A 24,696-nucleotide genomic window follows, 5' to 3' on the forward strand; every position below is an offset into this window, starting at 1 on the left:
TATTATGAATGCATATAATCTAAGTAATTGTATCAAGGATATCCCACTCGAAATAACACAAATTTAAAAACCTTATCCTAATTCTCCGTAGCTAAATACGCAGCTCTTGCTTCCTCTTCCGTGTCTTTGTATATATCTTGATACAAGCGAACTATATTTTCTTCCCAATTAGGAAGAATAGGATAAGTAATACCATTATACTCATGAGGATCCTCAAACAATCCATCGTAAGGGAAACGTTCTGAACTTAAGCTTGTTATTCCATCCTCAACAATAAATTCTATTGTATCTGATATTTGCCCACTAGTAACATTCGTTTTTACATAGGATAGACATTTTGTTGTGATAGATAATAGGTCAAATATATTTTTCTTTTTATACTTATCAAATATAGCAGTTAGTAAACGACGCTGTCTTAAGGTTCTTCCATAATCGTCATTCACTCCACCTAAAGTTTCAACCTTTCTAACCCTTGCATAGCCAAGTGCTTGGTTACCGTTAAGATGATTCATTCCAGCTTTTACATTCCGATAGGTAGGATTTGAAATATAATTTTTTACATTTAAGTAAGCAGCTTCTTTCGCTCCTAGTTCTATATCAACTCCACCTAATTCATCAACAACTTTCTCAAATGCCTCAAAGTTTACATAGGCATAACCATCTATTTTAATACGATAATTTTCCTCAATTACACTGATGAGTGTACTCATTCCTCCAGCTGCATAATAGGCATTTAATTTTCTAGCTCGATTCTCATATTCAATATACGTATCACGAAGTATTGATACTAGTGTTATTTCCTTGCTTTTTTTATTAATGGAGACAATCATAATAGAATCTGTATTTCTTGCGTTATTAATTTCTTCAATTCCGAGTAACAGAAAATTATCTACACCCTCCTCACTTCTAGGTATGATATTTTTATCCGATACTTCTGTGATATCTGTTTCTGAAAAGAGATCAACCACATCCTCGGAATCCACATCATCATCTGGGTAAGGCGTTACTAATGGTTGAAGAACTTCTGGTGAAGTGTCCATGGCCTCATGCAGAAATAAACCTGCTAAATTATAAAAAATTTCTCGTCCTGACCGTGTTCCAACGGTAAATGATACGATTCCTATACATACAATTACTAGGGAACCTACTAAAAAATGACGGTATTTTTTCTTCCATTTTAAATAAATTGAATCTTCTTCCGATAAGTCATTTATATCTTTCTCTAATAAGTCATTTGATTCTTCATTCAAGAAGTCATTTTGCTCTTCATCCAATAAGTTATTTTGCTCTTCATCCAAGAAGTTATTTGATTCTTCTAATAAGCCATTTGATTTTTCTAATAAATCATTTGATCCTTCTTCCAATAAGTTGTTTGATTCTTCCTCCGATAAGTCATTTGATTCTTTAGTTTTCTTATGATTAAAAACCCAAACTTTCATAACTTAATCCTCCGTTAGATTTGTTGGAATTTAATTTCCTTTAGACCTAATACCACTAACTTTTGTATCATACCCATTATCTATTTATTATAAACATTAATTTATTCCCAGAATGTGTCAAATAAATGTTCAAAATCTTATAAATTTATAACAGATGCAAATCACTCTTTGTTCAGGGTTATATAGCCTTGTACTTCTTCAGTAAAATGCTATAATAATAGAGATATCCTTCTGTAATCTAAATGGATTTCATAATACATGTGAATTTCATAATTCATGTGGATTTCATAATCCATTCATCCTATGAAGAATAAACGCAAATTGTAGTTGCTATAAGGAGACTTTAAAAATGGATGAGAAAATAAAATATATGAAAGCTGCGATAGTTCAAGCAAAAAAGGCCGCCTTAATTGGCGAAGTACCTATTGGTTGCGTTATCGTTTATGATAATAAAATCATTGCTCGAGGTTATAACAAGAGAAATACCAAAAAAACTACACTAGCTCACGCTGAGATACTTGCAATAGAAAAAGCCTCAAGATATCTTAACGATTGGCGCTTGGAAGGTTGTACAATGTACGTGACCCTAGAACCATGTCAAATGTGTTCTGGGGCTATTGTTCAATCCCGAATGGATCGCGTTGTTATCGGTTCTATGAATCCGAAGGCTGGTTGTGCTGGTTCCATTCTTAACTTATTACAAATGGAGCAATTTAACCATCAGGTAGAACTAGAAACAGGTGTTATGCAAGAGGAATGTACGAAGTTATTGCAAGACTTTTTTGTCATGCTTCGGGAACAAAAAAAGAGAGAAAAGGAAAGTAAGAAGTTATGAAAATTAGTGGATTACAAAAACTAACGCTTTTGGATTACCCTGGTCATCTTGCTTGTACGATATTTACTAAGGGCTGCAATTTTCGTTGCCCATTTTGTCAAAATGCTTCTCTTGTCATATCTTCAGAAGAAATTCCACAATATAGTGAAGATGAGATTCTAAATTTTCTATCCTCTCGTAAACATATATTAGAAGGTATCTGTATCTCTGGAGGTGAACCAACGATGCAACCAGACCTTATTGACTTTATTCGCAAAGTAAAATCAATGGGGTATTTTGTAAAGTTAGACACGAATGGTACTCATCCAAAGCTCATACGTCAACTAATCGATGAACAGTCCGTCGATATGGTAGCAATGGATATAAAAAATAGCAAAGAAAGCTATGCAAAAACTTGCGGGATTGAAATTCTTAACATGGATACTATAGATGAATCAGTGAATCTTCTGAAAGAAGGAGTGATTCCTTATGAATTTCGTACTACGGTTGTAAAAGAGCTACATACCAAAAAAGATTTTGAGAGAATAGGTAAATGGCTACAAGGGCCATCTCCTTATTATCTACAAGCGTTTGTTGATTCCGGTGACTTAATCGGTACTAATCTTACCGGTTACAATAAACAAGAACTGACTGAATTACTTGAGATAACAAAACTCTATCTACCTAATGCCTCTTTACGTGGGATCGAAGCGTAAAAATAAAGACATTTTCGCACAGCCTATTACTGAACAGGCATGTTTTCCAATGTTGGAAGAATTTCTAAGGCGCCAAAAGACGCTAGCTAAGAAATTCTAAAACTTCACACTTTCATGCATTGTTTGTGCCGCCTTTGACGACATGTTTTCAAGTATATCTATGTTTTAAGGAGGAGTTTTTTGGACTCAATATATTATACCGATCATCTTGTATTAAAAATTCTAGATCCAAGTTGGGCTCCATCCGTTCTCAATTTTTATCTAATAAACCGTTCTCATATCGAACCTTGGGAACCACTTCGACCTAACAACTTTTACACCTCTAACCACCAGCGGTCTGTTCTCGCTGCAGAGCAACAGTTACTCTTAAATAATCAGGCAGTCAGATATTATATATTTGAGAAAAGTAATACTCATAAGATTATAGGATCTGTAAACTTTTATCACATAAAAAGAAGCCCTGATAATACTTGCAAAATAGGCTATAAATTAGCCTCCTCTAAGCTACATAAAGGTTATGCGACAGAAGCTATTTCCTTCCTAATACCAAGAATTTTTCATGATTACAATTTGTATCGAATAGAAGCAGATATCATGAAAGATAACCTCCCCTCCATTCATCTCATCGAAAGATTGAACTTTCATCTAGAAGGTATTACACGAGGGGGTTTTGAAATCTGTGGAAGGCGGGAAGACCATCTCAAATATTCACTGCTTTACACAGATATTTAATGAGTAAAAAGTTCATCCTCTACTTATTAGCAATAAATCACAAAATCTTATAAGATACTCTTTGTAATTTAATATACAATAACATCAGAATAGGGGTAAGCCTAAAAATCAGGCTCTCCCCTATTTTTATAAAGTAATGTGATACTTTCATTAAACCATCTTTAGAAAGTACTTGCATTACTATAATCGATATAAGCATACCAGTATCCGAAATCTCCATCTCTTAATTTACGCCTTCTCGAACATTTGAAATCTTTAAATCCAAACATTCCAGCCATATGTTTTTCCCTTATGTTATAAGCACCTGGTACCATAATCATATAGTAAATTCCCTCTCTTGACATCTTTCTGGCAAAGAGAAGATGACGGTAAGTGCTAAAGGAATGAAGTAAAAAGCTATTATTTCCGAGAACCCAGGAATCCATAGGTAGTAACCCAAGATCTTTTGGTTCAATACGAACACATTCGGTTATTTCTCCGTCATCAAAAGGATACATATGAGGAAAACGATCCATGATGGATCTTGCCGAAGGGTGGTCGCACCAGCCATCCTTCTCGGACATACTGGGCGTAGTCTTACAATCAGCGGCATTTACCATCTCATCATTATCATCAAGTACAAGTTCATCCGCTTCTACGGAACCCTCTGCCCTAGCTGCTTCAATAGAGGATACCATAAATTCCACCTCTTTGTTTGCCTCTTTTCTTTCGTCTTCTCTCCCCTTCTCCACACCATTACTATCCTCAGAAATTTCCTCCCTCGAGCTTTGTGAATCCGTAATATCGGCAGCTTTTATTTCTTCTATTTGTGATTCATCTGATTCATCTCCTACTATTGCATTTTCTATTTGCTCTACAACATTTCCTTGTGTTACCCTGTCCTCATCAAGTACTATCGTTTCTTCTTGTACACCAGCATCATTCGTTACTATGGAATTTTCCACGGTATCTTCTATATTTTCTAATGAATTATCAAAAGATATTTCTGCATTATCCAACACTGCTTCAGTATTATCAACTTTTTCTAGCCTTTCCTTATCCTCATTCTTTGTACCACTTACTAGATTTGAGCTTTCTGGTAGTACCTCGACAACCTCAATTACCTTCTCTGTCTTCGTATCAACAATCTCAACAACAGAAGGTTGCTTCCTTGATTCAACCTTTTCTTTCTCTTCTTCTCGATTATTTAAAACTTTATCCTCAAAAGATGCTACTTGATGATATGTAATCGGGATATCATCCCATTCCGTAACAAAATAATTATCCTTAGAAAAACAGACAACAATGCCAGTGACCTCGTAGAAACGTACCTTCGTATCTTCCATAACTCCTCTTGGCATCGTAACTCTAGCTTCTACTCCATCTGCCTTCGTGATTGCAGTCCCTACTAATATTCCTTCGGCTTGATCTCGGTTTCTTTTTACAAAGTATACTCTACATGCCCGCCCAGGAATTGTTCTAATATTACAATTTAGAGAAACCTTACACATTTCATCACTAGTTTCTATTCTCGCATATCCAGTATTGTTATTTTTTCTTCCCGAATCATATTGATAAAAATACGATACAAAGCGTTTGTAATTGGTCATACTGCACCCCTTTTCTTTCCACTGCCGTTCTTGCCCTTTCATCCAGAATAATTATGATGAGCCCGTCTTATCCTAATATATGTGATAAACCATTGCTGTATGACAAAAAATATACTAATCTAAAACAAGTATCACTAACTCCCCCTACCATTGCGTTTATAATACATATAGTGTAAAATGTGTCTAGTTATAAAGAATCTATGTAATTCTTAGCATTATATAAACCTGGCATTCGCACAAAACGTGCTAGAACGGAGTATTCAATGAATTTATTAACCATGGAAAATATCAGCAAAAGTTATACCGAACGTATGCTGTTTGATAAGGTAAGTCTGGGAATTAATGAAAATGATAGAATTGGTGTAATTGGTATTAACGGTACCGGAAAATCAACTCTTTTAAAATTAATTGCTGGAATAGAAGAACCAGATGAAGGTACTATAACCAAAGGTAAGCAAGTAAGAATTGAATATCTACCTCAAGCTCCCCAGTTCGATGAATCACTCACAATTCTTGAAAACGTGATTGAAGGAAAGACAGCCAAAGAAGAATATCGAAACCTTGCTGGAGAAGCAAAGGCTATGCTGTTAAAGCTTGGTATCGAAGACTGTGACCAAAGGACTACCTATCTTTCTGGTGGTCAGAAGAAACGTATTGCACTTGTTCGTACTTTGTTAACCGAGGCAGACATCTTAGTACTAGATGAGCCTACAAATCATTTAGATAGCGCCATGACAGAGTGGCTTGAAGAATTCTTAAAAAAGTTTCGTGGAGCTTTTATTATGATAACTCATGACCGTTATTTCCTTGACCATGTTACCAATCGAATTGTGGAATTAGATAAAAGTAAACTATTTTCCTACACAGCGAATTACTCAAAATTCTTAGAGTTAAAGGCTGAGCGCGAGGAAGTGGAGCTTGCTACAGAGAGAAAGAATAAGAGCCTTTACCGTGTAGAGCTTGAATGGATGATGCGTGGTGCAAGGGCCCGCTCTACCAAACAAAAAGCTCATATTTCACGTTTTGAAGAACTTCGTGACCGTAATAAAATTGAAGTAGATCAGTCCGTAGAGATGTCTTCCATTTCCTCTCGTTTAGGAAAGAAAACGATAGAACTAGAAAACATCTGTAAAGCATATGAAGACCAAACTCTAATCAAAGATTTTTCCTATATCTTTTTACCAGGAGATTATATTGGAATTGTTGGACCAAATGGTTGTGGAAAATCCACACTACTTCGAATCCTAACACAGACTATAGAACCTGACAGTGGTTCCGTGATTATGGGAACGACCGTAAAACTCGGATATTTCTCTCAGGAAAATGAATATATGGATGAAAATCAAAAGGTACTAGATTACATCCGTGCAACTGCAGACTTTATTCAAACCACGGATGGAACCATTACAGCATCCCAGATGTGTGAAAAATTCCTTTTTACTGGTTCGATGCAACATCAGTTGATTTCTAAGTTAAGTGGTGGTGAAAAACGTCGTCTATACCTGTTAAAGATATTAATGGATGCTCCAAATATTCTTATTTTAGATGAGCCAACCAACGACTTAGACATTAAAACTTTAACAATTTTAGAAGATTATCTTTCTAGCTTTCAAGGTATTGTAATCACAGTATCCCATGACCGTTATTTCCTTGATAAGATTGCAACGCGTATCTTTGCTTTTGAAGAAAACGGTGAAATTCGTCAGTATGAAGGCAATCACTCTGATTATAAGGATGCACTGAAAGAACGTTATCCACAATCACAAAGAGAAAATGAGAGCTCTATCAACAATAACAGTAACTCATCCAACTCTTCTGTGGACAGTACAAACCAGAAATCATCACGAACTACAGAAAAGAAGATAAAATTTAGCTATAACGAACAGCGAGAATTTGACACCATTGAAGCTGAAATTGAAGAACTAGAACAAAAGATATCTAACCTTGATGACGCCATTGCAACTTCTGCCTCTGAGTACAGCAAGTTAGATGCTCTCATGAAAGAAAAAGAGGAAGTTGAGCTTCAGTTAGAGGAAAAGATGGAACGTTATCTTTATCTTCAGGATTTAGCTGATAAAATTAAGGAACAGAACAACAAGGGTTAAAACTTAAAGGAAAACGCTTCACGAACCCTTCTAATATACATTAAGAGGAGCCCGTAAACCGTTTTATTATATACAAAAGCACTCTTTGTGAACTTTTCCTTGTCATGAATAAAAAAATCCAAGGTATGCCTGAGCTATTCCTTGGATTTTCTTTTATTATGAGTTACTTAGCAAAGCGTACCAATACGAATGATACCACCATACTTTGATAAGGTAATGATTACTCCTACTGTAAAGACTCTAATATATAACTCTGTTATTTGCATTATTTCACACCGCAATACCTTTACCATACCACGTAAAACAATAGTTTCTGCTCTATCTGAAAACCGAACTCTTCATAAAGATGAAAAGCCGCTTCACTTTTTGTACTAACCTGAAGGATAATATCTTTCAGTGGGCTATTTAACATGTCAAGAAATTTAGCTAATAACAATCTTCCATAGCCCTTGCCCTGTTCGGTTTTACTTATCGCAATATCAAATATAGTATCTGATTTGGTACCTATATAGGCACCGCACGTACCAACGATTTTTTTATCTATTTTTACAACGTACAATTTAAAGTCACTATCCTCTAAACACTCCGTTAGATGTTCAGTTGCAACTTCATCGCTCATTGAAAAAATATCTTTTAATGTATCAAGATAAAACTGTATCTCTTCTTCCCGATTTTTATCAATAGGATCAATCAGAAATGATGTTCTATCCTTTTCTTCATTTCTTTCATAAAATTTATGATTACTAAAATTACTTATCTGATTGCTTCCTTCTCCAGAAAGACGCATAAAGTGTTCCGCATAATGATGGTAACCAGATAGGAAAGGAGCCTCTTCATCACTAAGTACCGACAGATGTTTTAACTCTTCGTATTCCTCCTTAATGCTTTGTATTAGATACTCAGCATAATTTTTCTCATTTCCTCTAATATAAAATCTTCCCTCAGCAACAAGTTCTCCGTCACTATCCTCTTCCACACAGAGTAATGCAAAAAAACCTACTACCAATTCCCCTTCATAAAGAAGGGCAAATGGTGGCAGGCCAAATTCTTCATATACCTGTGTGCCAGCTACCATATCCTCTCTTAGTCTATCTTCACTGTCTAAGGTTAGCAGGTTATTAATCTGTTGCTTATGACGATTAAGTAAACGACATAAGAATTTTACTTTCACAGATATCCTCCATTCCAATGTAAACACATCTATTTCATTTTTTCATCAATGATATCCGCTAGTTTAGCAAACTGCTCTAAAGTAAGTGCTTCTCCACGAATCGTAGCCACTACACCGAGCTCTTCAATTGCCTCGCTAATCATTTCTTTTGGCAGTGAAATTTCCGGTGAATTATTCAGGCCATTTGCTAACGTTTTTCTTCTCTGGTTAAAAGAAGCACGAATTAATTTAAATAGTAAGTTCTCATTCTTCACCTTAACTGGTGCATCCTGATGAAGGGTTAATCGAATTACAGCGGAACCCACATTAGGTCGTGGCATAAAACAGTTCGGCGGTACATTTGCAACGATATATGGATCGGCATAATACTGTACTGCTAAAGATAAAGCACCATAATCCTTGCTTCCAGGACCGGATTGCATACGGTCTGCAACTTCCTTTTGTACCATAACTGTAATATTATCAATAGGAACATGAGCTTCAAATAACCCCATAATGATTGGGGTTGTTATATAGTAAGGTAGGTTCGCAACCACCTTGATTGGCTTACCACCGTTCTTCTCTTTTACAATCTGATTAATATCTACTTTTAAGATATCCTCATTTATAATTGTAACATTATCGTAGGAAGATAGTGTATCCTGCTCTAATATTGGTATCAGGTTCTTGTCGATCTCTACTGCTACAACCTCTCTCGCATTTTCACATAAATACTGTGTCATTGTACCAATACCTGGTCCAATTTCAAGTACTAGGTCATCCTTTGTGATCTCAGCGGAACGAATAATTTTTTCCAGTACATGAGTATCAATTAAGAAGTTCTGTCCAAACTTTTTTTGAAATATGAAACGATATCTATTTAGCACTTCAATTGTCTGTTTTGGATCTCCCAAATATGCCATTTATTTTCCTCTTTCCTTATGCCTTTATAGCTTACATTCATTTAAATGATAAGAGCAAGCTTAACTGTAATCTTTTTTACTGTATAATAACACCCAACTACTATAGCTCTACCGAAAGTTCTACTGTTGCATCTGGTATACTTTATATGCATTTTCCGTTGTCTGCCTAATTACCTCTTCGGCACTTACATTCTTAATGAGTGCAATTTCCTCTACCACATGTGATAGATAACCGGAATAGTTTCGTTTCCCACGATAAGGCACCGGCGCCAGATAAGGGCAGTCTGTTTCTAATACAAGACTTGTTAATGGAGCCATCTCCACAACTTCCTTTAGCTTTCTACCATTCTTGAAAGTTACCACTCCGCCAATACCAAGATAAAATCCCTGCTTTAGATAGTATTCCGCTATTTCAGTTCCATAAGAATAACAGTGTATAATCCCAGTTAAGGTAGTATTTTGACTTTTTGCATAGGAAACTGCTTCCTTCATCATCTCAAGTGTATCTGCTGCTGCATCTCTGCTGTGAATAATCACTGGAAGGTTTTCCTGGATTGCAAGGTCTAGCTGCTTTTTAAACCAGAATTTTTGTATCTCTCTGTCCGTAGCATCCCAGTAATAGTCTAGACCGATTTCACCGATTGCAACCACTTTCTCTTTCTTAGCCATCTCACAAAGAGTTTTAAAATTATCCTCATTTAACTCTTTTGTTTGGTCAGGATGTACACCAACAGCTGCATATACAGAATCAAATTTCTTTGCAAGTACAATCGAAGACTTAGAGCTTGCTAAGTTTGCTCCAATATTAACAACGTTTACAATTCCTTCGTTCTTTAAATTATTTAGTATTTCTTCTCTATCTAAATCAAATGCTTCATCATCATAATGAGCATGTGTATCAAATATCATCTTTTACCTCATTTCCTGTACACGTTTTTGTCTATTAGAATTCCTATAATTATAAGGGCTTATTCTTTATTTGTCCATGAATATTTGAGGATATAACTCCTTGGTTGGCAGCCAATCACTAAATGCACTTGCACTTCCTGTTTGTACAGAAAGCTCAAATGCTTTTCTAAAATCACCTGTTTTGAAATATCCAGCAAGAAATCCTGCCAACATGGCATCCCCTGCACCTACTGTATTTCTTACCTCTCCCTTTACTGCCTCCATTTGATAAGTTTCTTTTTCTTCTGTTAGAAAAATAGCCCCTTTTTCACCAAGGGACACCAAGACATTTCTTGCACCAAGTTCCTGTAGTTTTTCTGCGTAATAAATAACTTCTTCTCTCTTCGTTATATTAACTGAAAATAGCCCTTTTAGCTCTTCTTCATTTGGCTTTATTAAAAATGGATGATACGGTAACACCTTTCGTAACAGCTCCCCTTCTGCATCCACTACTGTTTTCACACCCTTTAAAGCAAGACTTTCTAAAATCATCTCATAAGTATTACTACTTAATGTCGCTGGAATACTCCCTGCAAGTACTAAAAAATCGTCTTCTTTAAGATTGGATAGTGTATTCATCATCCCATCGATATTTTCTTTTGCTATCACAGGTCCACTTGTATTAATATCTGTTTCTTCGTTATCACGAATTTTAACATTAATACGTGACATTCCTTCCTTTGTATAGATAAACTTTGTTTCGCATCCTTTATCCTTTAACAACCGCTCAATCTCTCTTCCGGTAAATCCAGCCAAAAAGCCCATTGCTATATTATCAATTCCAAACTCTGATAAAACCAAGGATACATTGATTCCTTTGCCGCCAGGGTATAGTTCTTCCTTATTGGTTCGCTGAATTTTCCCTTTCGTAAGATTTTCCACATGAAGTATGTAATCAAGTGCTGGATTCCATGTCACAGTATAAATCATAGTAATAACCTTGCCTTTCCATAGCCTGCAAGCTTTAGATCGCAGGTACAATGTAATGTGAAAAAACTTTATTTCTTCTTACTAATAAACCTTACCTTTTCATAGCCTAGCAAAATAAAAATGAAGTTTCCTGAAACTCAATTGCTTGCTCTATTCTTTTTTGATCTTCCTCAATAAAAAGACTTAGTAGTTGTTTTATTTCAAACTTATGGAGAATCGAAAAACTTAAGTAATGGCCATTCTCTATTGGAATATGAAGCACTCTCCCATTGGTAACATCCCCAATAGATATTGTTTTCGTTTCCTCATGATAAGACGCCTTTAAGGCACTATCAGAATCTAAGAACTCCAATTTTTGATTGATAAGTAGTGTTAACTCTTCTATCCGTTTCATAAAGTTAATATTTTCTCCTTACATCATATTCAATAATTCTATTATCGAAATAAAATCATGTTTCGATATTTCAGGTTTAGGGTGCAAAAAACGCACCTTTTATCAGAAGTTTATAATAAACTTCTGATAAGTTATATTATATCACGATTTCTTCCATAGTTCTCCTTATAACAAAAAAACTTATTATGTTAATTTTACTATCATTAATCAATTATTTTTCAATTTTGTTATTTTCCCCCTTGTAATTTAATAAATAGTGTATATAATCAATATATACACTATATATATTATAGTGACTAAAATCATGTCATGATAATTGATGAACGGTGTTTAAACGTATCGTTCCAAAACTCATAATGTGGTAAGGAAACAATAGGAGAGGAAGCATGAACATAAACATTAGTAATTCAAGTGGTCAGCCAATCTATGATCAAATCACTTCCCAGATAAAAAATCTCATCATCACCGGTGAATTAAAAGAAGGGGACGCCCTTCCTTCGATGAGACTTTTAGCCAAGGAATTAAGGATTAGTGTAATAACTACAAAGCGCGCGTATGAAGAATTAGAAAGAGAAGGCTTTATAGTCTCCATGACCGGTAAAGGTAGTTTTGTTGCCGGTAAAAATATTGAATTCATCAAAGAGGAACATCTGCGAAGTATGGAGGAACATCTACAACAAGCAGTAGAATCAGCTACTCTTGCTGGTGTTTCTCTACCAGAAATAATTGATTTAATAACCTATCTTTATAAAGGAGAGTAGCTATGAAATATGCGCTGGAAATAAACAATGTGGAGAAGAAATATTCTGATTTTAACCTAGACCACATCAATATTAAACTTCCAACAGGCTCTATTTTGGGGTTTGTTGGTGAAAATGGTGCTGGAAAAAGTACAACTATAAAATTAATTTTAGATATAATCAAACGGGACGAAGGAAGTATTACCGTATTAGGTGAAGATAATCTAAAGATTTCTGCCAAAACAAAAGAAAGCATTGGTGTCGTTTTCGATGACTGTTGTTTCCCAGAAGTTCTGAATCTTAAAGATGTAAATCAAGTAATGAAGGGTATTTATAAACAATGGGATTCTTCCATCTTCTATCAATATATAAAGAAGTTTCGATTGCCCGAAACCAAAAGCATTAAAGATTACTCTAGAGGAATGCGAATGAAATTATCCATTGCTTGTGCCCTATCTCATCATGCGAAACTATTAATCCTCGATGAAGCTACCAGCGGATTAGACCCTGTCGTTCGAGATGAAATCCTTGATGTCTTCTTAGAATTCATACAAGATGAAACAAACTCCATACTTATTTCTTCTCACATCATCAGCGATTTGGAGAAAATTTGTGACTATATTTGTCTGATACACGATGGTCATATCTTATTTTCAGAACCGAAAGATGATTTACTGGAAACTTACGGAATCCTAAAATGTTCTGAATCTGATTTCACTCATATTACAAAGGAAGCTGTGGTTGGATACCGTAAAAATCAATTTGGTATTGAAGCTCTTGTAAAAAAACATTTGATCAATAAGACGAACCAAGGTGCTTCACTTGCATTGAATAATCAATATGTCGTAGACCCAGCTACGATTGAAGATATTATGCTTTTCTATATCAAAGGGAAACGATAGGTAATTTAAAACCTACGATTTCTGCCATCAAAGAAATAGCTATCTTTATACAAAGGCGCTAGGGCGCCAGAAATGAGGTTAATATGATAGGATTAATAAAAAAAGACCTTCTTACATTAAAAAAACAACTTATCATCATCATATTTTTTGTTGCATTCTATGGAATTTTAAGTTTTGCACAACCAGGCAATTATAGTATGTTTGCTTATATGGTAACGCTTTATAGTATCTTTATCCCCATGACTTCCTTAGGTTATGATGACCGTTCTGAGTGGAATAAATACGCAATTACGATGCCAGTTACACGAAAGCATTTGGTGTATAGTAAATATCTATTAAGTATACTCGCAATCGGTATTACCGGAATTCTGTGCATTGTCCTCATTCTACTTATAGATAAGGGTTTTACCTCTGAAAGTCTTTTTACCATAACTAGTTCATTATCCATTGGTGTACTTTTTATCTCCATTATTCTCCCTTTTAACTTTAGGTTTGGGGTTGAGAAAAGCAGATTTATTATATTTGGACTCTTTGGTATTCCGACCGTACTGATTGTCATCCTTAGTAAAGCAAATATTCCGCTACCTAGTGAAGACTTTATTTTGAAACTATTACGCTTCCTCCCACTACTAGCCGTTGCTGTACTAATCATTTCCAACTTAGTTAGCGTCTCCATTGTAGAAAAGAAAGAATATTAGAAAGTATTATTGTAATATATATAAAAGCGGATTCAAAAGTGATAGCCCTGGTTTCTCTCCTTGGATACTCCTTTGATCCGCTTTTTACTTACTTTCTAACATCATTTACCTCTTCAAATGGAGCCTCTTTATAGAGAGCCCTTGCGATTGCTATCTTTTATGCCTCTCCTACACTGATTTCTACACCTAATCCCTTGTCTAGTTCTTTCCCTTTTCTTCCAATTAGATTTGTGGTAGAATAAATAAAATAAAAAATCATTTAAAGCAACAACCGTTTTACTAAAAATAACGAATGTGCCAATATAAACGATACATGATTTACCAGAATGGAGGTTACTATGAATAAATTACACGGTGGTATATCCGCTTCCGAAGGAATAGCGATAGGACAAGCATATGTTGTTACAAAAAAATACCTTACCATACCAAAACATATTTTATTTGAGAATCAACTTTCCTCTGAATACCAAAGATATCTATCTGCGGTAGACGCAGTATCGAATCAATTATTAACCTTACATGATAGTACCTCGATTCTTGCAGCCCAAGCAGAGCTTGTTCGTGACGATTCCATCTTGATGCAAGTAAAGCTTGCGATAGAACAAAAACGAAGCAATGCTGAGCTTGCAGTCTATGAAATCTATCAGGATTATCTAGCTCTCTTAGAACAATCGGAGGATGCTTACCTAAAAGAGCGTGCTACCGATATTATTGAAGTTAGAGATCTCCTTTTATCTCATTTACAAGGAGTCTTATTCAATCCCTTTGAAAATTTGACCAGACCATCTATTATAATCGCAGAGGACTTATCACCCTCAGAAACATTAACGATTCCCATGAATTTGATTAAAGGACTCATCTTAGGGCAAGGTAGCAGTAATAGTCATATTGCTTTGATAGCAAAAAGTCTTGAAATCCCTGCAATTGTAGCAGCAAAAGAGCTCCTCCCACAATTTACAAATGGAGAAGAGCTTATTTTAGATGCCTATGAAACAGATATCATACAAAATCCTACTACGAATCAAAAAGAAAAATATCAAACTAAATTAAGAGAATTTCTTGTTTTAAAAGAAGAGGATGCTAATCTCACATCACTACCAGTAATAACCTTGAGGGGGAAGCCTATTAAGCTATCTGGAAATGCGATGAATTTAGAGGAAGTAACAAAATTACGTCAAATTGGATGCCAACATATTGGTTTGTTCCGCAGTGAATTTCTCTATTTAAATCGAAATAACTTACCTTCCGAGCAGGAACAATATCAAGCTTATAAAGACATTTTATTGCTTGCTGATGGTGAAGTAACGATACGTACCTTAGATATTGGTGGAGATAAACCTCTTCCTTACTACCCTCTTCCAGCAGAAAATAATCCTTTTTTAGGCTACCGAGGAATTCGGGTTTTCTTAGACCGCGAAGAACTATGGAAACCACAGCTACGTGCTTTACTAAAAGCTAGTGTTCATGGGAATTTGAGAATCCTTTTTCCTATGATAACAGATGTAAATGAACTCATTCTTGCGAAGCAAATGCTAGCAATGTGTAAAGAAGAACTTATACATGAGGGAGTATCCGTCTCCTCTAAAATACCAATTGGAATTATGATAGAAACTCCGGCAGCTGTATTGGATGCTGACGTTCTTGCAAAGCATTGTGACTTTTTTAGCATCGGAACCAATGATTTGACACAATATCTTTTTATAATTGACAGAACCAATCCTTTTGTTGGTAATCGCTATGGGCTATTACCAGATGCGTTACAATCTGCACTATCCATGACTTTAAAGGCAGGAAAAGAGAATCATATTCCTGTTAGTATTTGCGGTGAACTCGCAGGTAATGAATCCGCTATAAACGCGCTCTTAACTCTTGGTTTTGAAGAATTTAGTGTTCCTATCACCCGATTTAATCCTATCAAGCGTTGTATCCACAAACACCCATGATAATTACATTAACCCCATAAATAAAGTACTAATGATAACTCCTGCTAAAGTAGCAACTAAGGCCCCTGCTAAGGTGTATCTTGTTTTCTTGACTCCTGCAGTCATATAATACACTGCCATTGTGTAGAAGATTGTTTCTGTACAACTCATAATAATACTACTTAACCTACCAATATAAGAATCTGGACCGAACTCTTTGAATAAATCAAGCAATAAACTAGTTGCAGCAGAGGAAGAGAACATCTTAATAATTACAAGAGGAACAATTTCTGATGGGAAATGAAATACGGAAGTTACTCCATCCAGAGCATTTGATATTAATAACAACACTCCAGAAGCCCGTAGGATTCCGATAGCAACCATTAGCCCAATAAGTGTTGGCATAATTCCAAGCACTACTTGAAATCCTTCTTTCGCTCCTTTTATAAAGTCATCGTAAACTGGTCTTTTCATGAGAATTCCCATACCGATGATATAAAAGAAAAGTAGTGGTATAATATAATCCGATAGGTAGACTACAAACTTCATTGTTATTACCCTCCCTTTCTACTTTTTGTAGTTAATCTATTATGTTAAGAATATAAGAATCCGATTTGTATGTTGGCTCGAACCTTAATACTTTGGTTTCTTAGATAGCTTTCTTGCTATAATAGAAAAAGCAACACCAACAAGGGTAGAACAGAAAGTAACAAGTATACTAACACCTAAGATATCTGAAGGATTCATTGAACCATACTGACTCCGGTATGCTATAATATTAACTGGAATCAGCTGAAGAGAAGAAATATTGATAATTAGAAACGTACACATATCACAGCTTGCAAGCTTTGAATTTTTATTTAAAGTAGCTAATTCTTTCATTGCCTTTAAACCTACTGGTGTGGCAGCCCATCCAAGTCCCAAGATATTGGCAATCATATTAGATGCAATGTACTCATTTACAATATGATCCTTCGGTATGTCTGGAAATAATACTTTTAATAATGGCCGAAGTCTCCTTGTTAATTGATCCATAAGCCCAATACCCCTAGCAACCTCCATAAGGCCCATCCATAGAGACATAACCCCAAGCATTGCAATACATAGGGTTACAGCCTCCTTTGCGGAAGATATGGTTGTTGTACTGATAGCAGACATCTTCCCTGTGAATGCACCGTACACAATTCCAATAATAATCATGAATGCCCATAGATAATTTATCATAGTGCAAAACCATTCGTTTTTTTAATCATATGAGATTATACATGAATCTATTCTTCCTACTATTTGGTCTCAATACGATAACTCTTTCCCTTTATAAGGAACGGTGGTAGGAATTGTTGAAACGATAACTAGGATAAATTACTTATGCTCTTTCCATTAATTATCAATAAAATAATCTTAATTTTAGACGATATAATAGATATGCCTTTTTTATTTTCGGATAACATAAAGGTAATAATTGTAAATTCCAAAACATCTAGTAAAAGAAATGAAAATGCTTACAATCATAAACTAATACATCTAATTATATATAATAATTTACATAATGTCTTATTTTCTGATAGTTCGCCATATTTTTACAATTTCTCTTTTTAACAAGTGAATAATAGGTTGAAAACGTTAACTTTGACGAAACTATACACTTATTTTACATTTTGTGAATATGCATCTTAAAAAAATGCTAGAATGTAACATTTTTTTGAATTGACTTCACCTGTCTTTATATGATAATTTATAGTAAGTAATTCAAAATAATTACAAGATTTGACAGTTTATATGTTTGTTTGACATTGAAAGGAGTACTATAATGAAAAGTACAGGTATCGTTAGAAAGCTTGACGAGCTAGGCCGCATCACACTTCCTATTGAATTAAGAAGAACACTTGGTGTTAGCGAGAGAGATCCATTGGAAATCTTCGTAGATGAGGGTAAGATTATTCTTCAGAAATATGAACCAGCTGATATCTTCAGTGGAAGTAAAGATGATTTAGTAGATTATTGCGGTAAGAAAGTCGCTAAGAGTTCTATTATGGAACTAGCAAAACTTGCAGGAATTATTGAGTAATTAAACTTGGTACAACCTAACATATAAGAGTTCTACATAATGCAGTATAAATATTCAATTATTGTTTATGGCTCTGCAAAATCCAATTACTCTTATATTTTGAAGTAAATCATTCCTTCGAATATTGCCTGATTTAAAATCAGATATAATATAGCTAGAAGGCATACTTTGGCAGCAAAAAAAGTATAGAAAATCATGCTTACAATCAAAGCATTTTTTCTATACTTTTTTATATCCTTTATTCTTGCTCAAGAAGTTGCGAATAAATTTCTCTTTTTGAAACGCCTCGGTCAGAAGCAACTAATTTCATGGCTTCCTTCTTACTTAACCCTTGTCCGAGATAGTAATCCATATGGGCTTCTAATGTCCACTCTGCCCATCGCTCCTGTTCTTCTTTCTTCAGTTCTTCCCTTGTACGCCCTTCAATTAGTACCACACACTCTCCTTTTGGTTCACTATCAGTATAGAAGGCAAGTGCATCTTCTATCGTAGTTAAGAATGCAGTTTCATATCTTTTTGTTAATTCTCTACAGACTGTAATTCTTCTATTGCCAAGAACCTCATGGAGAGCATTTAGAGTCTTTACTAACCGATGTGGCGCTTCATATAGAATAATTGTTCTTGTCTCATTGACAAGCTCCTCAAGAATGGAATGACGTTCTTTTTTATCTACTGGTAAAAAAGCTTCAAATACAAACCTTCTGGTAGACCGTCCGGAAATTGTTAAAGCTGTTATTAACGCACAGGCTCCTGGTAAAGAAGTCACTACAATTCCTGCCTCATATGCCATCTGAACTAGCTCTTCTCCCGGATCTGAAATTCCAGGGGTTCCTGCATCGGAAATTAACGCCACGTTTTTTCCTTGTAGCATCTCTTCTATTAGATGCTTACCTTTTTCTATCTTATTAAATTCATGATAGCTCGTCATCGGCGTTTTAATATTAAAATGATTTAATAACTTAATACTATTTCTTGTGTCCTCTGCGGCAATTAAATCTACCTCAGATAATGTCCTTACAGCACGAAAGGTCATATCCTCCAAGTTACCAATTGGAGTGGCACACAAATATAATTTTCCTGACATGATTCCTCCTAACACCCATTGAAACTAATAACCATAGATATCATAAATCTCATCGGTATAAACATTTACCTCACGATAGACAACAAGCGGTGCTTCTATCGTAATCATTGGGTTTCCACCACGCAAACCTTCGATAAGAACCATGTTTGGCTCTTTGTCGGCATAGGGATGTACCAATTTCATCCGTTTTGGTTCTAATTTATATTGACGCATGATAGAAAATATTTCAACCAAGCGATGAGGACGATGCACCATATAAAATCTTCCGTTTGGTTTTAGAACTTTAGCAGCTTCTCTTATCACATCCTCAAGGCTACATAATATTTCATGTCTCGCAATCGCCTTAGGCATAGTAGGATTTACTAACCCGTGTTGATTATTCATATAAGGAGGGTTACACGTAACGACATCAAAAGAGCCCCCTCCAAATATCTTAGAGGTCTCTTTAATATCGCCCTTTACTATTTCTATCCGATCTTGTAAATCATTATAGAGAACACTTCTTCTTGCCATGTCTGCACTCTCTTCCTGAATCTCAAGACCTGTAAAGTGTTTTCCTTTTGTCTTCCCTGCTAATAAAATAGGAATAATTCCTGTCCCTGTACCCATATCAAGAGTAGATTCCTCTGGTTTTATTTTAGCAAAACCAGATAACAAAACAGCATCCATTCCAAAACAAAATTTCTCAGGGTTTTGAATTATTTTATAACCATTACGATGTAAATCATCCAATCTCTCTCCTTCAAAAAGAAGTTCTTCTTTTTGTGTTATAGAAATTTTCTCTGTATTAATCATCCAGATGATTACCTTCTTTTCTTTCCAACGCTTCAAGTGCACGAAGTTCCTCATCAAGAAGCACTTTCTCTTTTTTCTTCTTTGGCTTAAAGCGAAGGTCACTTACTTTGTATTCACGAATCTCTTTTTCATCATTTTCTAATACTACGATGACTTTTACCAATTGTTTTAATACGCTAACGCTTGTTACTTCACCACGAAGATTATCACCCGTAGTTACAAAATCACCTACACTTGGAAGCCTACTATTTAAGTCCTCATATGCCTCTTCCTCATTTTTTAAACAGCACATTAATCTTCCACATACGCCAGATATTTTAGTCGGATTTAAGGAAAGATTTTGTTCCTTTGCCATCTTAATAGAAACAGGCGCAAACTCAGATAAGTGCGTATGACAGCATAGAGGTCTTCCACAGATTCCGATACCACCAACAATTTTGGTTTCATCACGTACACCAATTTGACGTAATTCAATTCTTGTCTTAAAGACCGAAGCCAAATCCTTTACTAATTCTCGGAAATCAATTCTTCCATCTGCAGTAAAATAAAACAATACCTTGTTATTGTCAAACGTATACTCACAATCAATCAACTTCATGTCAAGCTGATGTTTTGTAATCTTCTCCATACAGATGCGAAATGCTTCTTCTTCCTTCTCTTTGTTTTTATGCTCTATTTCATCGTCTTCTGGTGTTGCCGTTCTCATAACCTGTTTTAATGGCTGTACCACTTGGCTCTCTTCTACATCTCTTGGCCCGAGAACTACATTACCATATTCTACACCTCTTGCGGTCTCAACAATTACATTATCCCCTTGTTTAATCGAAAAACCAGCTGGATCAAAAAAATAAATCTTACCAGCTCTTCGAAAACGTACGCCGATTACATTAATCATAGTTTTTTATCCTCTCTCCCTTTTCATTAACTCTTAGCTATACGAATATCCAATTAGAAAGAGTAATGATTTCAGTTGAATATTCCTATATAACATCTATTGATAACTTTCCTTCATAGAAAGTAATAAAAGTTCCATTGCTACTTCAAAATTTACATTTGCATTCAATCGTTCTTTGACCGTACTAAACGCCTGTATTATTTGCTCTAACCCTTCAAAGCTGGTTAATTTTGCTTGCTTTTTAATGGTAGACAATTCTTCCTTATATACTAAAAGATTGCCATCCTGCGTCGCCTTAAACATTAAAATATCTCGATACCATAGAAGCATTAAATCCAAGCAGTCTAAAATATCACTTTTATTTTCTGAGAAATATTTGACCGCTTCTGCAATATCACTAAGGTCCATTCCCTCCATATTATTCATGAGATGAATGATATCCTCCTTCATCTTTACAAATCGTTCTGAGGTCGCATACTTAATCGCTTTCCCCAAATTACCTCCGGAAAAGGATGCACTGATTTGTGCTTGATACTCCACGATATGTTCTTCGTCTATGAGATATTGTTTGATTTTATTCTTGTCCACTGCTTTAAAATTAAGTAAAACGCAGCGGGATAATATCGTTGGTAAAAAAGAATTGCTATTGTTTGTTAATAATAGAATTATTGCATACCCGGGCGGTTCTTCAATTGTTTTCAAGAGAGCATTTTGAGCTTGCTCTGTCATCTTCTCCGCTTCATCTATGATATAGATTTTATAAGGGCCAACATAAGGCTTAATTGCAATGTCATTATTTAACTGAAGTCTTATATCATCTACACCAATACTCGCTTTCTCATGAGTGATTCTACGAATATCTGGCTGATTTCCTGAAACTGCTTGTAAGCAGGATTTACATTTGGTACATGGATTGGTTCCATGTTCACTACACAAAAGAGCAGCAGCAAAAATATTTGCAACAAAGTTTTTTCCGATTCCATCTTCCCCTTGAAAGATATACGCGTGAGAAACCTTATTGGTTTTGATTGCGTTTTGAAGATGATTCACAATTTCTTCATGCCCAATGACATCTTTAAAGGTATTCATGTTTTCCCTGCCTTTCTAAAACTATGCCAACAAGTCCAGTAATAATCCTCTAATTTCATCTATGCGACTTAAGATTGCGATGGTATCCTTTTCCTCTTTGATTAGCTCCAATGCTAATTCATCTAAGGTTTTATCGATTAGTTTTATCATACCATATACTCGGTGTCTTCCGCGTTTATCTAAAAAATTCTGACGTGAAAATTTATGAGATCGATTTACAACCTCATTCATAAATTCCTTGATTAATTCCCTATATCTTCTCATATCCGTAACATCCATGTGCTTGGTGATTCGTTTACCTTGAGTGGAAATTTCCTCTACTAATAGATTTAAACGCGCCTGAAGTGACTGCTCCTCAATATTACTAATTAAGGTAAAGCGAAAAGAATCATCTCCATTAGGAACAGGAGCTTTCACCTCTGTCTGATTGATTTGCTGTAATTGATTCACCTTAATCTCCATGCGCTCGCCTCCCCATTCACCGTATCATTTGATATTAAATATTATGTCGTAATCATGTGTAATCATGATTGCGGCACTTCGTCTCGTTTTGTACACTTGAAAACATAGCGTCAAAGCATAAGTACTGTGATATAATATCTAACGCCATTATACCATACGGTACCTATAAATTATAGCATTTTCTTTCATTCTACCTATTACGATCATTTATGAAACTCCCCTATCCCTATCGGCTAATTTCATAAATGGTATAATTTTTAATATAATGAAAGTTTTATATCTGAAAACTCTTAATATCATTCACGATTTCATTTATACAATCATTTAAATCGACATTTTTATACCGTTTTATAATATTAGCTTCCATTAATTTTTCTTCTGAGAAATCCTCCTCATCTGCGAGATACCTTCTGCAAACCTCCGCATACTTAGGACTTTCTTGTTTTCTCTCTCGAACAATTGATCTTTCTAATCGTATGTCATCCGCAACTTCAATATAAATAGGAATTACGGTATCCTTACCAAAATATTTTCTTATTTGGACAAAGCCCTCTAATGTACTAATAAGAAGATAATCATTCTTACCAAAAATAATTTGTTCATCATTAACGGTAAAATAATGCCATTCACCATGTACCGTATCGTAAGATCTATGCTCAATAATCAGACCTTTCTCTTTTAGATTTTCCATCTCATTAACGGTCACAAAGCGATACTCTACGCCATTTCTTTCCCCTTTGCGAATTGGTCTAGTTGTATAACCAACCGCTGTCTTAAGCATAAGCTCCTTCGATTCAATCAGCTTTTTATAGACCGTATCTTTCCCGGTCGCGCTCTTTCCCATGATTACAAAAATTTTAGACATGCTTTTCTCCTGCTTTTACTGTAATGAAGTCCCCTTCCTCCTCTAAAAGACCATTAACACTTAATTCAGCTTGCTTAAAGAGAAGAAGTTTTTCTATCATAGGCCTATCAATAATCTCTCCTGGAACCAAAAGAGGAATCCCTGGTGGATAAAGATATACATAATCTAGTACAACCCGTCCTTCGCTTTTCATAAGCGGGACTACCTCTTCCTTGCACCCATCAAGTTCATAAGTCTCATAAGATCGCATAGGCTCTTGCAGTTGATTTAATTCGCTTTCAAAGAATTCTATCTCTATGAACGTTTGATTTATATTCTCAAAAAATCGTCCGTTTTCAATATCCTCTTCTATCGATAGGATTGCCTTAATTAATCGATCAAAACCTTCTTTTGTATCACACACACTTGTCATACATAACACATAATCTTTCGATGCCATCTCTGGTTGAATAAGATACTTTGTCCTTAACTCCTCATATAACATCTTTCCGGTGATATCCTTATGATTTGACGCAATTACGAGCTTAGAGGCATCTTTGTGTTCTGGATTCCAAAGAGTAAGATTTTTTAGTTGAGCAAGTTTTTCATATACATAATCTAAGTGTTCTAGGTAGAGTTTAAATTTTTCTTCTCTTTCTAACCTTAAAAAATCCATACATTTTACCAAACTTGCCATTAACAAATAAGAAGGACTACTAGTCTCATATATTTTTAAAAAATATTTTATTGCTTTTTCTGATACCAAATCACTATTTCGATGCAAAAGTGCCGTTTGTGTAAATGCTGGCAACGTCTTATGTGTGCTCTGAATTACAACATCCGCTCCACCTTCCAGTGCACTCTTTTCATTCCCACCTTGAAATAACAAATGCGCTCCATGTGCCTCATCTACCAAAAGTACTGCTCCATATCGATGAGTTACCTCAGCAATTTTTTTAATGTCAGAGACAATCCCTTCATAAGTAGGAGATGTTAATACAACAAGAGTAATATCAGGATTATCCTCAAGAGTTTGAGTTACAGAATCTACTGTGATTTGCCCTGCTATCCCATACTGCAACATGGATGGATAAAGATATACTGGCTTTAACTGTCTTTGATAGATTGCATGATAGACTGCCTGATGCGAATTTCTTGCGATTGCTACCTTATCTCCGCGATTTGTCATTGCGGAAATTCCTGCTAAAATTCCACACGTACTACCGTTTACTAGGAAAAAGCTCTGCTTCGTCTGAAATAACTCTGCAGTCTCCTCCATTGCTTCTTTTAATATCTCTTCCGCATCATGCAAATTGTCAAAACCATCGATTTCGGTAATATCAAGAGCATATGGATTATCCATAAACCATTCTTTATTTCTCTTGTGGCCAGGCATATGCATCGGATAATATTCTGTTTTTGCATACTCCTGTAACTTTTTATATAAATTCACCTTG

At 35.2% G+C, this 24,696-nt stretch carries 25 protein-coding genes; 9 read left to right on the forward strand and 16 right to left on the reverse strand.

Going from position 1 to position 24,696, the window contains the following annotated elements:
- Positions 1-77: 77 nt before the first annotated feature.
- A complete protein-coding gene (locus CPHY_RS21085; protein ID WP_012201886.1) occupies positions 78-1,439 on the reverse strand; it encodes an LCP family protein in 1,362 nt (453 codons plus the stop codon).
- A gap of 349 nt (positions 1,440-1,788) precedes the next feature.
- Here CPHY_RS21085 and tadA point away from each other — a divergent pair, with 349 nt between their 5' ends.
- The 3 genes from tadA to CPHY_RS20150 all read left to right on the forward strand — a co-directional run bounded on the left by tadA (position 1,789) and on the right by CPHY_RS20150 (position 3,701).
- Entirely contained in the window at positions 1,789-2,274 is a 486-nt protein-coding gene (tadA, locus tag CPHY_RS20140; protein ID WP_012201887.1) for a tRNA adenosine(34) deaminase TadA, read from the forward strand.
- Positions 2,271-2,969, forward strand: coding sequence for an anaerobic ribonucleoside-triphosphate reductase activating protein (locus CPHY_RS20145; RefSeq protein WP_012201888.1), 699 nt, complete (start codon positions 2,271-2,273; stop codon positions 2,967-2,969). Before tadA ends, CPHY_RS20145 begins: the two co-directional genes overlap by 4 nt.
- 180 nt (positions 2,970-3,149) lie before the next feature.
- Positions 3,150-3,701: a GNAT family N-acetyltransferase gene (locus CPHY_RS20150; RefSeq protein ID WP_012201889.1), complete on the forward strand. Its 552-nt coding sequence runs from the start codon at positions 3,150-3,152 to the stop codon at positions 3,699-3,701.
- Between the two features lie 161 nt (positions 3,702-3,862).
- Here CPHY_RS20150 and CPHY_RS21090 read toward each other — a convergent pair whose 3' ends face one another.
- Positions 3,863-5,290, reverse strand: a complete 1,428-nt coding sequence (locus tag CPHY_RS21090) for a hypothetical protein (protein WP_012201890.1) — start codon at positions 5,288-5,290, stop codon at positions 3,863-3,865.
- Positions 5,291-5,553: 263 nt separating this feature from the next.
- Here CPHY_RS21090 and CPHY_RS20160 point away from each other — a divergent pair, with 263 nt between their 5' ends.
- A complete protein-coding gene (locus CPHY_RS20160; protein WP_012201891.1) occupies positions 5,554-7,395 on the forward strand; it encodes an ABC-F family ATP-binding cassette domain-containing protein in 1,842 nt (613 codons plus the stop codon).
- Between the two features lie 286 nt (positions 7,396-7,681).
- On the opposite strand, the gene CPHY_RS20165 is transcribed toward CPHY_RS20160, so the two are convergent.
- The 5 genes from CPHY_RS20165 to CPHY_RS20185 all read right to left on the reverse strand — a co-directional run bounded on the left by CPHY_RS20165 (position 7,682) and on the right by CPHY_RS20185 (position 11,740).
- The gene (locus tag CPHY_RS20165; RefSeq protein ID WP_012201892.1) at positions 7,682-8,566 is read right to left on the reverse strand and encodes a GNAT family N-acetyltransferase; all 885 of its coding nucleotides are present in this window, start codon (positions 8,564-8,566) and stop codon (positions 7,682-7,684) included.
- Positions 8,567-8,595: 29 nt separating this feature from the next.
- Entirely contained in the window at positions 8,596-9,468 is an 873-nt protein-coding gene (rsmA, locus tag CPHY_RS20170) for a 16S rRNA (adenine(1518)-N(6)/adenine(1519)-N(6))-dimethyltransferase RsmA (protein WP_012201893.1), read from the reverse strand.
- A gap of 120 nt (positions 9,469-9,588) precedes the next feature.
- The gene (locus tag CPHY_RS20175; RefSeq protein ID WP_012201894.1) at positions 9,589-10,377 is read right to left on the reverse strand and encodes a TatD family hydrolase; all 789 of its coding nucleotides are present in this window, start codon (positions 10,375-10,377) and stop codon (positions 9,589-9,591) included.
- A 66-nt stretch (positions 10,378-10,443) separates the two neighbouring features.
- Positions 10,444-11,346, reverse strand: a complete 903-nt coding sequence (pfkB, locus tag CPHY_RS20180; protein WP_012201895.1) for a 1-phosphofructokinase — start codon at positions 11,344-11,346, stop codon at positions 10,444-10,446.
- A 106-nt stretch (positions 11,347-11,452) separates the two neighbouring features.
- Positions 11,453-11,740: a hypothetical protein gene (locus CPHY_RS20185; RefSeq protein ID WP_012201896.1), complete on the reverse strand. Its 288-nt coding sequence runs from the start codon at positions 11,738-11,740 to the stop codon at positions 11,453-11,455.
- A gap of 386 nt (positions 11,741-12,126) precedes the next feature.
- Here CPHY_RS20185 and CPHY_RS20190 point away from each other — a divergent pair, with 386 nt between their 5' ends.
- The 4 genes from CPHY_RS20190 to ptsP all read left to right on the forward strand — a co-directional run bounded on the left by CPHY_RS20190 (position 12,127) and on the right by ptsP (position 16,023).
- Positions 12,127-12,501 carry a GntR family transcriptional regulator gene (locus CPHY_RS20190; protein WP_012201897.1) on the forward strand — a complete coding sequence of 125 codons (375 nt, stop codon included), beginning with the start codon at positions 12,127-12,129 and terminating at the stop codon, positions 12,499-12,501.
- Between the two features lie 2 nt (positions 12,502-12,503).
- Entirely contained in the window at positions 12,504-13,382 is an 879-nt protein-coding gene (locus tag CPHY_RS20195; protein ID WP_012201898.1) for an ABC transporter ATP-binding protein, read from the forward strand.
- Between the two features lie 83 nt (positions 13,383-13,465).
- Entirely contained in the window at positions 13,466-14,080 is a 615-nt protein-coding gene (locus tag CPHY_RS20200; protein ID WP_012201899.1) for an ABC-2 transporter permease, read from the forward strand.
- Between the two features lie 338 nt (positions 14,081-14,418).
- Entirely contained in the window at positions 14,419-16,023 is a 1,605-nt protein-coding gene (ptsP, locus tag CPHY_RS20205; protein WP_012201900.1) for a phosphoenolpyruvate--protein phosphotransferase, read from the forward strand.
- 3 nt (positions 16,024-16,026) lie between these two features.
- Here ptsP and CPHY_RS20210 read toward each other — a convergent pair whose 3' ends face one another.
- Complete coding sequence (locus CPHY_RS20210; protein WP_012201901.1) at positions 16,027-16,551, reverse strand: spore maturation protein; 525 nt, start codon at positions 16,549-16,551, stop codon at positions 16,027-16,029.
- A gap of 84 nt (positions 16,552-16,635) precedes the next feature.
- A complete protein-coding gene (locus CPHY_RS20215; protein ID WP_012201902.1) occupies positions 16,636-17,226 on the reverse strand; it encodes a nucleoside recognition protein in 591 nt (196 codons plus the stop codon).
- A gap of 586 nt (positions 17,227-17,812) precedes the next feature.
- On the opposite strand from CPHY_RS20215, the gene CPHY_RS20220 reads away from it, so the two are divergent.
- Positions 17,813-18,070 (forward strand): AbrB/MazE/SpoVT family DNA-binding domain-containing protein, encoded by a 258-nt coding sequence (locus tag CPHY_RS20220; protein WP_012201903.1) that lies wholly within the window; start codon positions 17,813-17,815, stop codon positions 18,068-18,070.
- A gap of 238 nt (positions 18,071-18,308) precedes the next feature.
- Here the strand turns inward: CPHY_RS20220 and rsmI are convergent, their stop codons facing one another.
- From rsmI to CPHY_RS20255, 7 genes are all read right to left on the reverse strand, one after another.
- Positions 18,309-19,154, reverse strand: a complete 846-nt coding sequence (gene rsmI, locus CPHY_RS20225; protein ID WP_012201904.1) for a 16S rRNA (cytidine(1402)-2'-O)-methyltransferase — start codon at positions 19,152-19,154, stop codon at positions 18,309-18,311.
- Between the two features lie 24 nt (positions 19,155-19,178).
- Positions 19,179-19,949: a tRNA1(Val) (adenine(37)-N6)-methyltransferase gene (locus CPHY_RS20230; protein ID WP_012201905.1), complete on the reverse strand. Its 771-nt coding sequence runs from the start codon at positions 19,947-19,949 to the stop codon at positions 19,179-19,181.
- Entirely contained in the window at positions 19,942-20,844 is a 903-nt protein-coding gene (locus CPHY_RS20235; protein WP_012201906.1) for a PSP1 domain-containing protein, read from the reverse strand. Before CPHY_RS20235 ends, CPHY_RS20230 begins: the two co-directional genes overlap by 8 nt.
- 96 nt (positions 20,845-20,940) lie before the next feature.
- The gene (gene holB, locus CPHY_RS20240) at positions 20,941-21,933 is read right to left on the reverse strand and encodes a DNA polymerase III subunit delta' (RefSeq protein WP_012201907.1); all 993 of its coding nucleotides are present in this window, start codon (positions 21,931-21,933) and stop codon (positions 20,941-20,943) included.
- Positions 21,934-21,954: 21 nt separating this feature from the next.
- A complete protein-coding gene (locus CPHY_RS20245; RefSeq protein ID WP_012201908.1) occupies positions 21,955-22,395 on the reverse strand; it encodes a YaaR family protein in 441 nt (146 codons plus the stop codon).
- A 274-nt stretch (positions 22,396-22,669) separates the two neighbouring features.
- Positions 22,670-23,260, reverse strand: a complete 591-nt coding sequence (locus CPHY_RS20250; protein WP_012201909.1) for a nucleoside/nucleotide kinase family protein — start codon at positions 23,258-23,260, stop codon at positions 22,670-22,672.
- A complete protein-coding gene (locus CPHY_RS20255; RefSeq protein ID WP_012201910.1) occupies positions 23,253-24,692 on the reverse strand; it encodes an aminotransferase class I/II-fold pyridoxal phosphate-dependent enzyme in 1,440 nt (479 codons plus the stop codon). Before CPHY_RS20255 ends, CPHY_RS20250 begins: the two co-directional genes overlap by 8 nt.
- Between the last annotated feature and the right edge of the window lie 4 nt (positions 24,693-24,696).

The organism is Lachnoclostridium phytofermentans ISDg, assembly GCF_000018685.1.
GTDB classification, from domain to species: Bacteria; Bacillota; Clostridia; order Lachnospirales; family Lachnospiraceae; genus Lachnoclostridium; species Lachnoclostridium phytofermentans.

Bases quoted from the DNA above. Each gene is read 5' to 3' on its own strand.
- CPHY_RS21085 (WP_012201886.1), bottom strand. From the start codon at position 1,439: ATGAAAGTTTGGGTTTTTAATCATAAGAAAACTAAAGAATCAAATGAC.
- tadA (WP_012201887.1), top strand. From the start codon at position 1,789: ATGGATGAGAAAATAAAATATATGAAAGCTGCGATAGTTCAAGCAAAA.
- CPHY_RS20145 (WP_012201888.1), top strand. From the start codon at position 2,271: ATGAAAATTAGTGGATTACAAAAACTAACGCTTTTGGATTACCCTGGT.
- CPHY_RS21090 (WP_012201890.1), bottom strand. From the start codon at position 5,290: ATGACCAATTACAAACGCTTTGTATCGTATTTTTATCAATATGATTCG.
- CPHY_RS20160 (WP_012201891.1), top strand. From the start codon at position 5,554: ATGAATTTATTAACCATGGAAAATATCAGCAAAAGTTATACCGAACGT.
- rsmA (WP_012201893.1), bottom strand. From the start codon at position 9,468: ATGGCATATTTGGGAGATCCAAAACAGACAATTGAAGTGCTAAATAGA.
- CPHY_RS20175 (WP_012201894.1), bottom strand. From the start codon at position 10,377: ATGATATTTGATACACATGCTCATTATGATGATGAAGCATTTGATTTA.
- pfkB (WP_012201895.1), bottom strand. From the start codon at position 11,346: ATGATTTATACTGTGACATGGAATCCAGCACTTGATTACATACTTCAT.
- CPHY_RS20185 (WP_012201896.1), bottom strand. From the start codon at position 11,740: ATGAAACGGATAGAAGAGTTAACACTACTTATCAATCAAAAATTGGAG.
- CPHY_RS20190 (WP_012201897.1), top strand. From the start codon at position 12,127: ATGAACATAAACATTAGTAATTCAAGTGGTCAGCCAATCTATGATCAA.
- CPHY_RS20195 (WP_012201898.1), top strand. From the start codon at position 12,504: ATGAAATATGCGCTGGAAATAAACAATGTGGAGAAGAAATATTCTGAT.
- CPHY_RS20200 (WP_012201899.1), top strand. From the start codon at position 13,466: ATGATAGGATTAATAAAAAAAGACCTTCTTACATTAAAAAAACAACTT.
- ptsP (WP_012201900.1), top strand. From the start codon at position 14,419: ATGAATAAATTACACGGTGGTATATCCGCTTCCGAAGGAATAGCGATA.
- CPHY_RS20210 (WP_012201901.1), bottom strand. From the start codon at position 16,551: ATGAAGTTTGTAGTCTACCTATCGGATTATATTATACCACTACTTTTC.
- CPHY_RS20215 (WP_012201902.1), bottom strand. From the start codon at position 17,226: ATGATAAATTATCTATGGGCATTCATGATTATTATTGGAATTGTGTAC.
- CPHY_RS20220 (WP_012201903.1), top strand. From the start codon at position 17,813: ATGAAAAGTACAGGTATCGTTAGAAAGCTTGACGAGCTAGGCCGCATC.
- rsmI (WP_012201904.1), bottom strand. From the start codon at position 19,154: ATGTCAGGAAAATTATATTTGTGTGCCACTCCAATTGGTAACTTGGAG.
- CPHY_RS20230 (WP_012201905.1), bottom strand. From the start codon at position 19,949: ATGATTAATACAGAGAAAATTTCTATAACACAAAAAGAAGAACTTCTT.
- CPHY_RS20235 (WP_012201906.1), bottom strand. From the start codon at position 20,844: ATGATTAATGTAATCGGCGTACGTTTTCGAAGAGCTGGTAAGATTTAT.
- holB (WP_012201907.1), bottom strand. From the start codon at position 21,933: ATGAATACCTTTAAAGATGTCATTGGGCATGAAGAAATTGTGAATCAT.
- CPHY_RS20245 (WP_012201908.1), bottom strand. From the start codon at position 22,395: ATGGAGATTAAGGTGAATCAATTACAGCAAATCAATCAGACAGAGGTG.
- CPHY_RS20250 (WP_012201909.1), bottom strand. From the start codon at position 23,260: ATGTCTAAAATTTTTGTAATCATGGGAAAGAGCGCGACCGGGAAAGAT.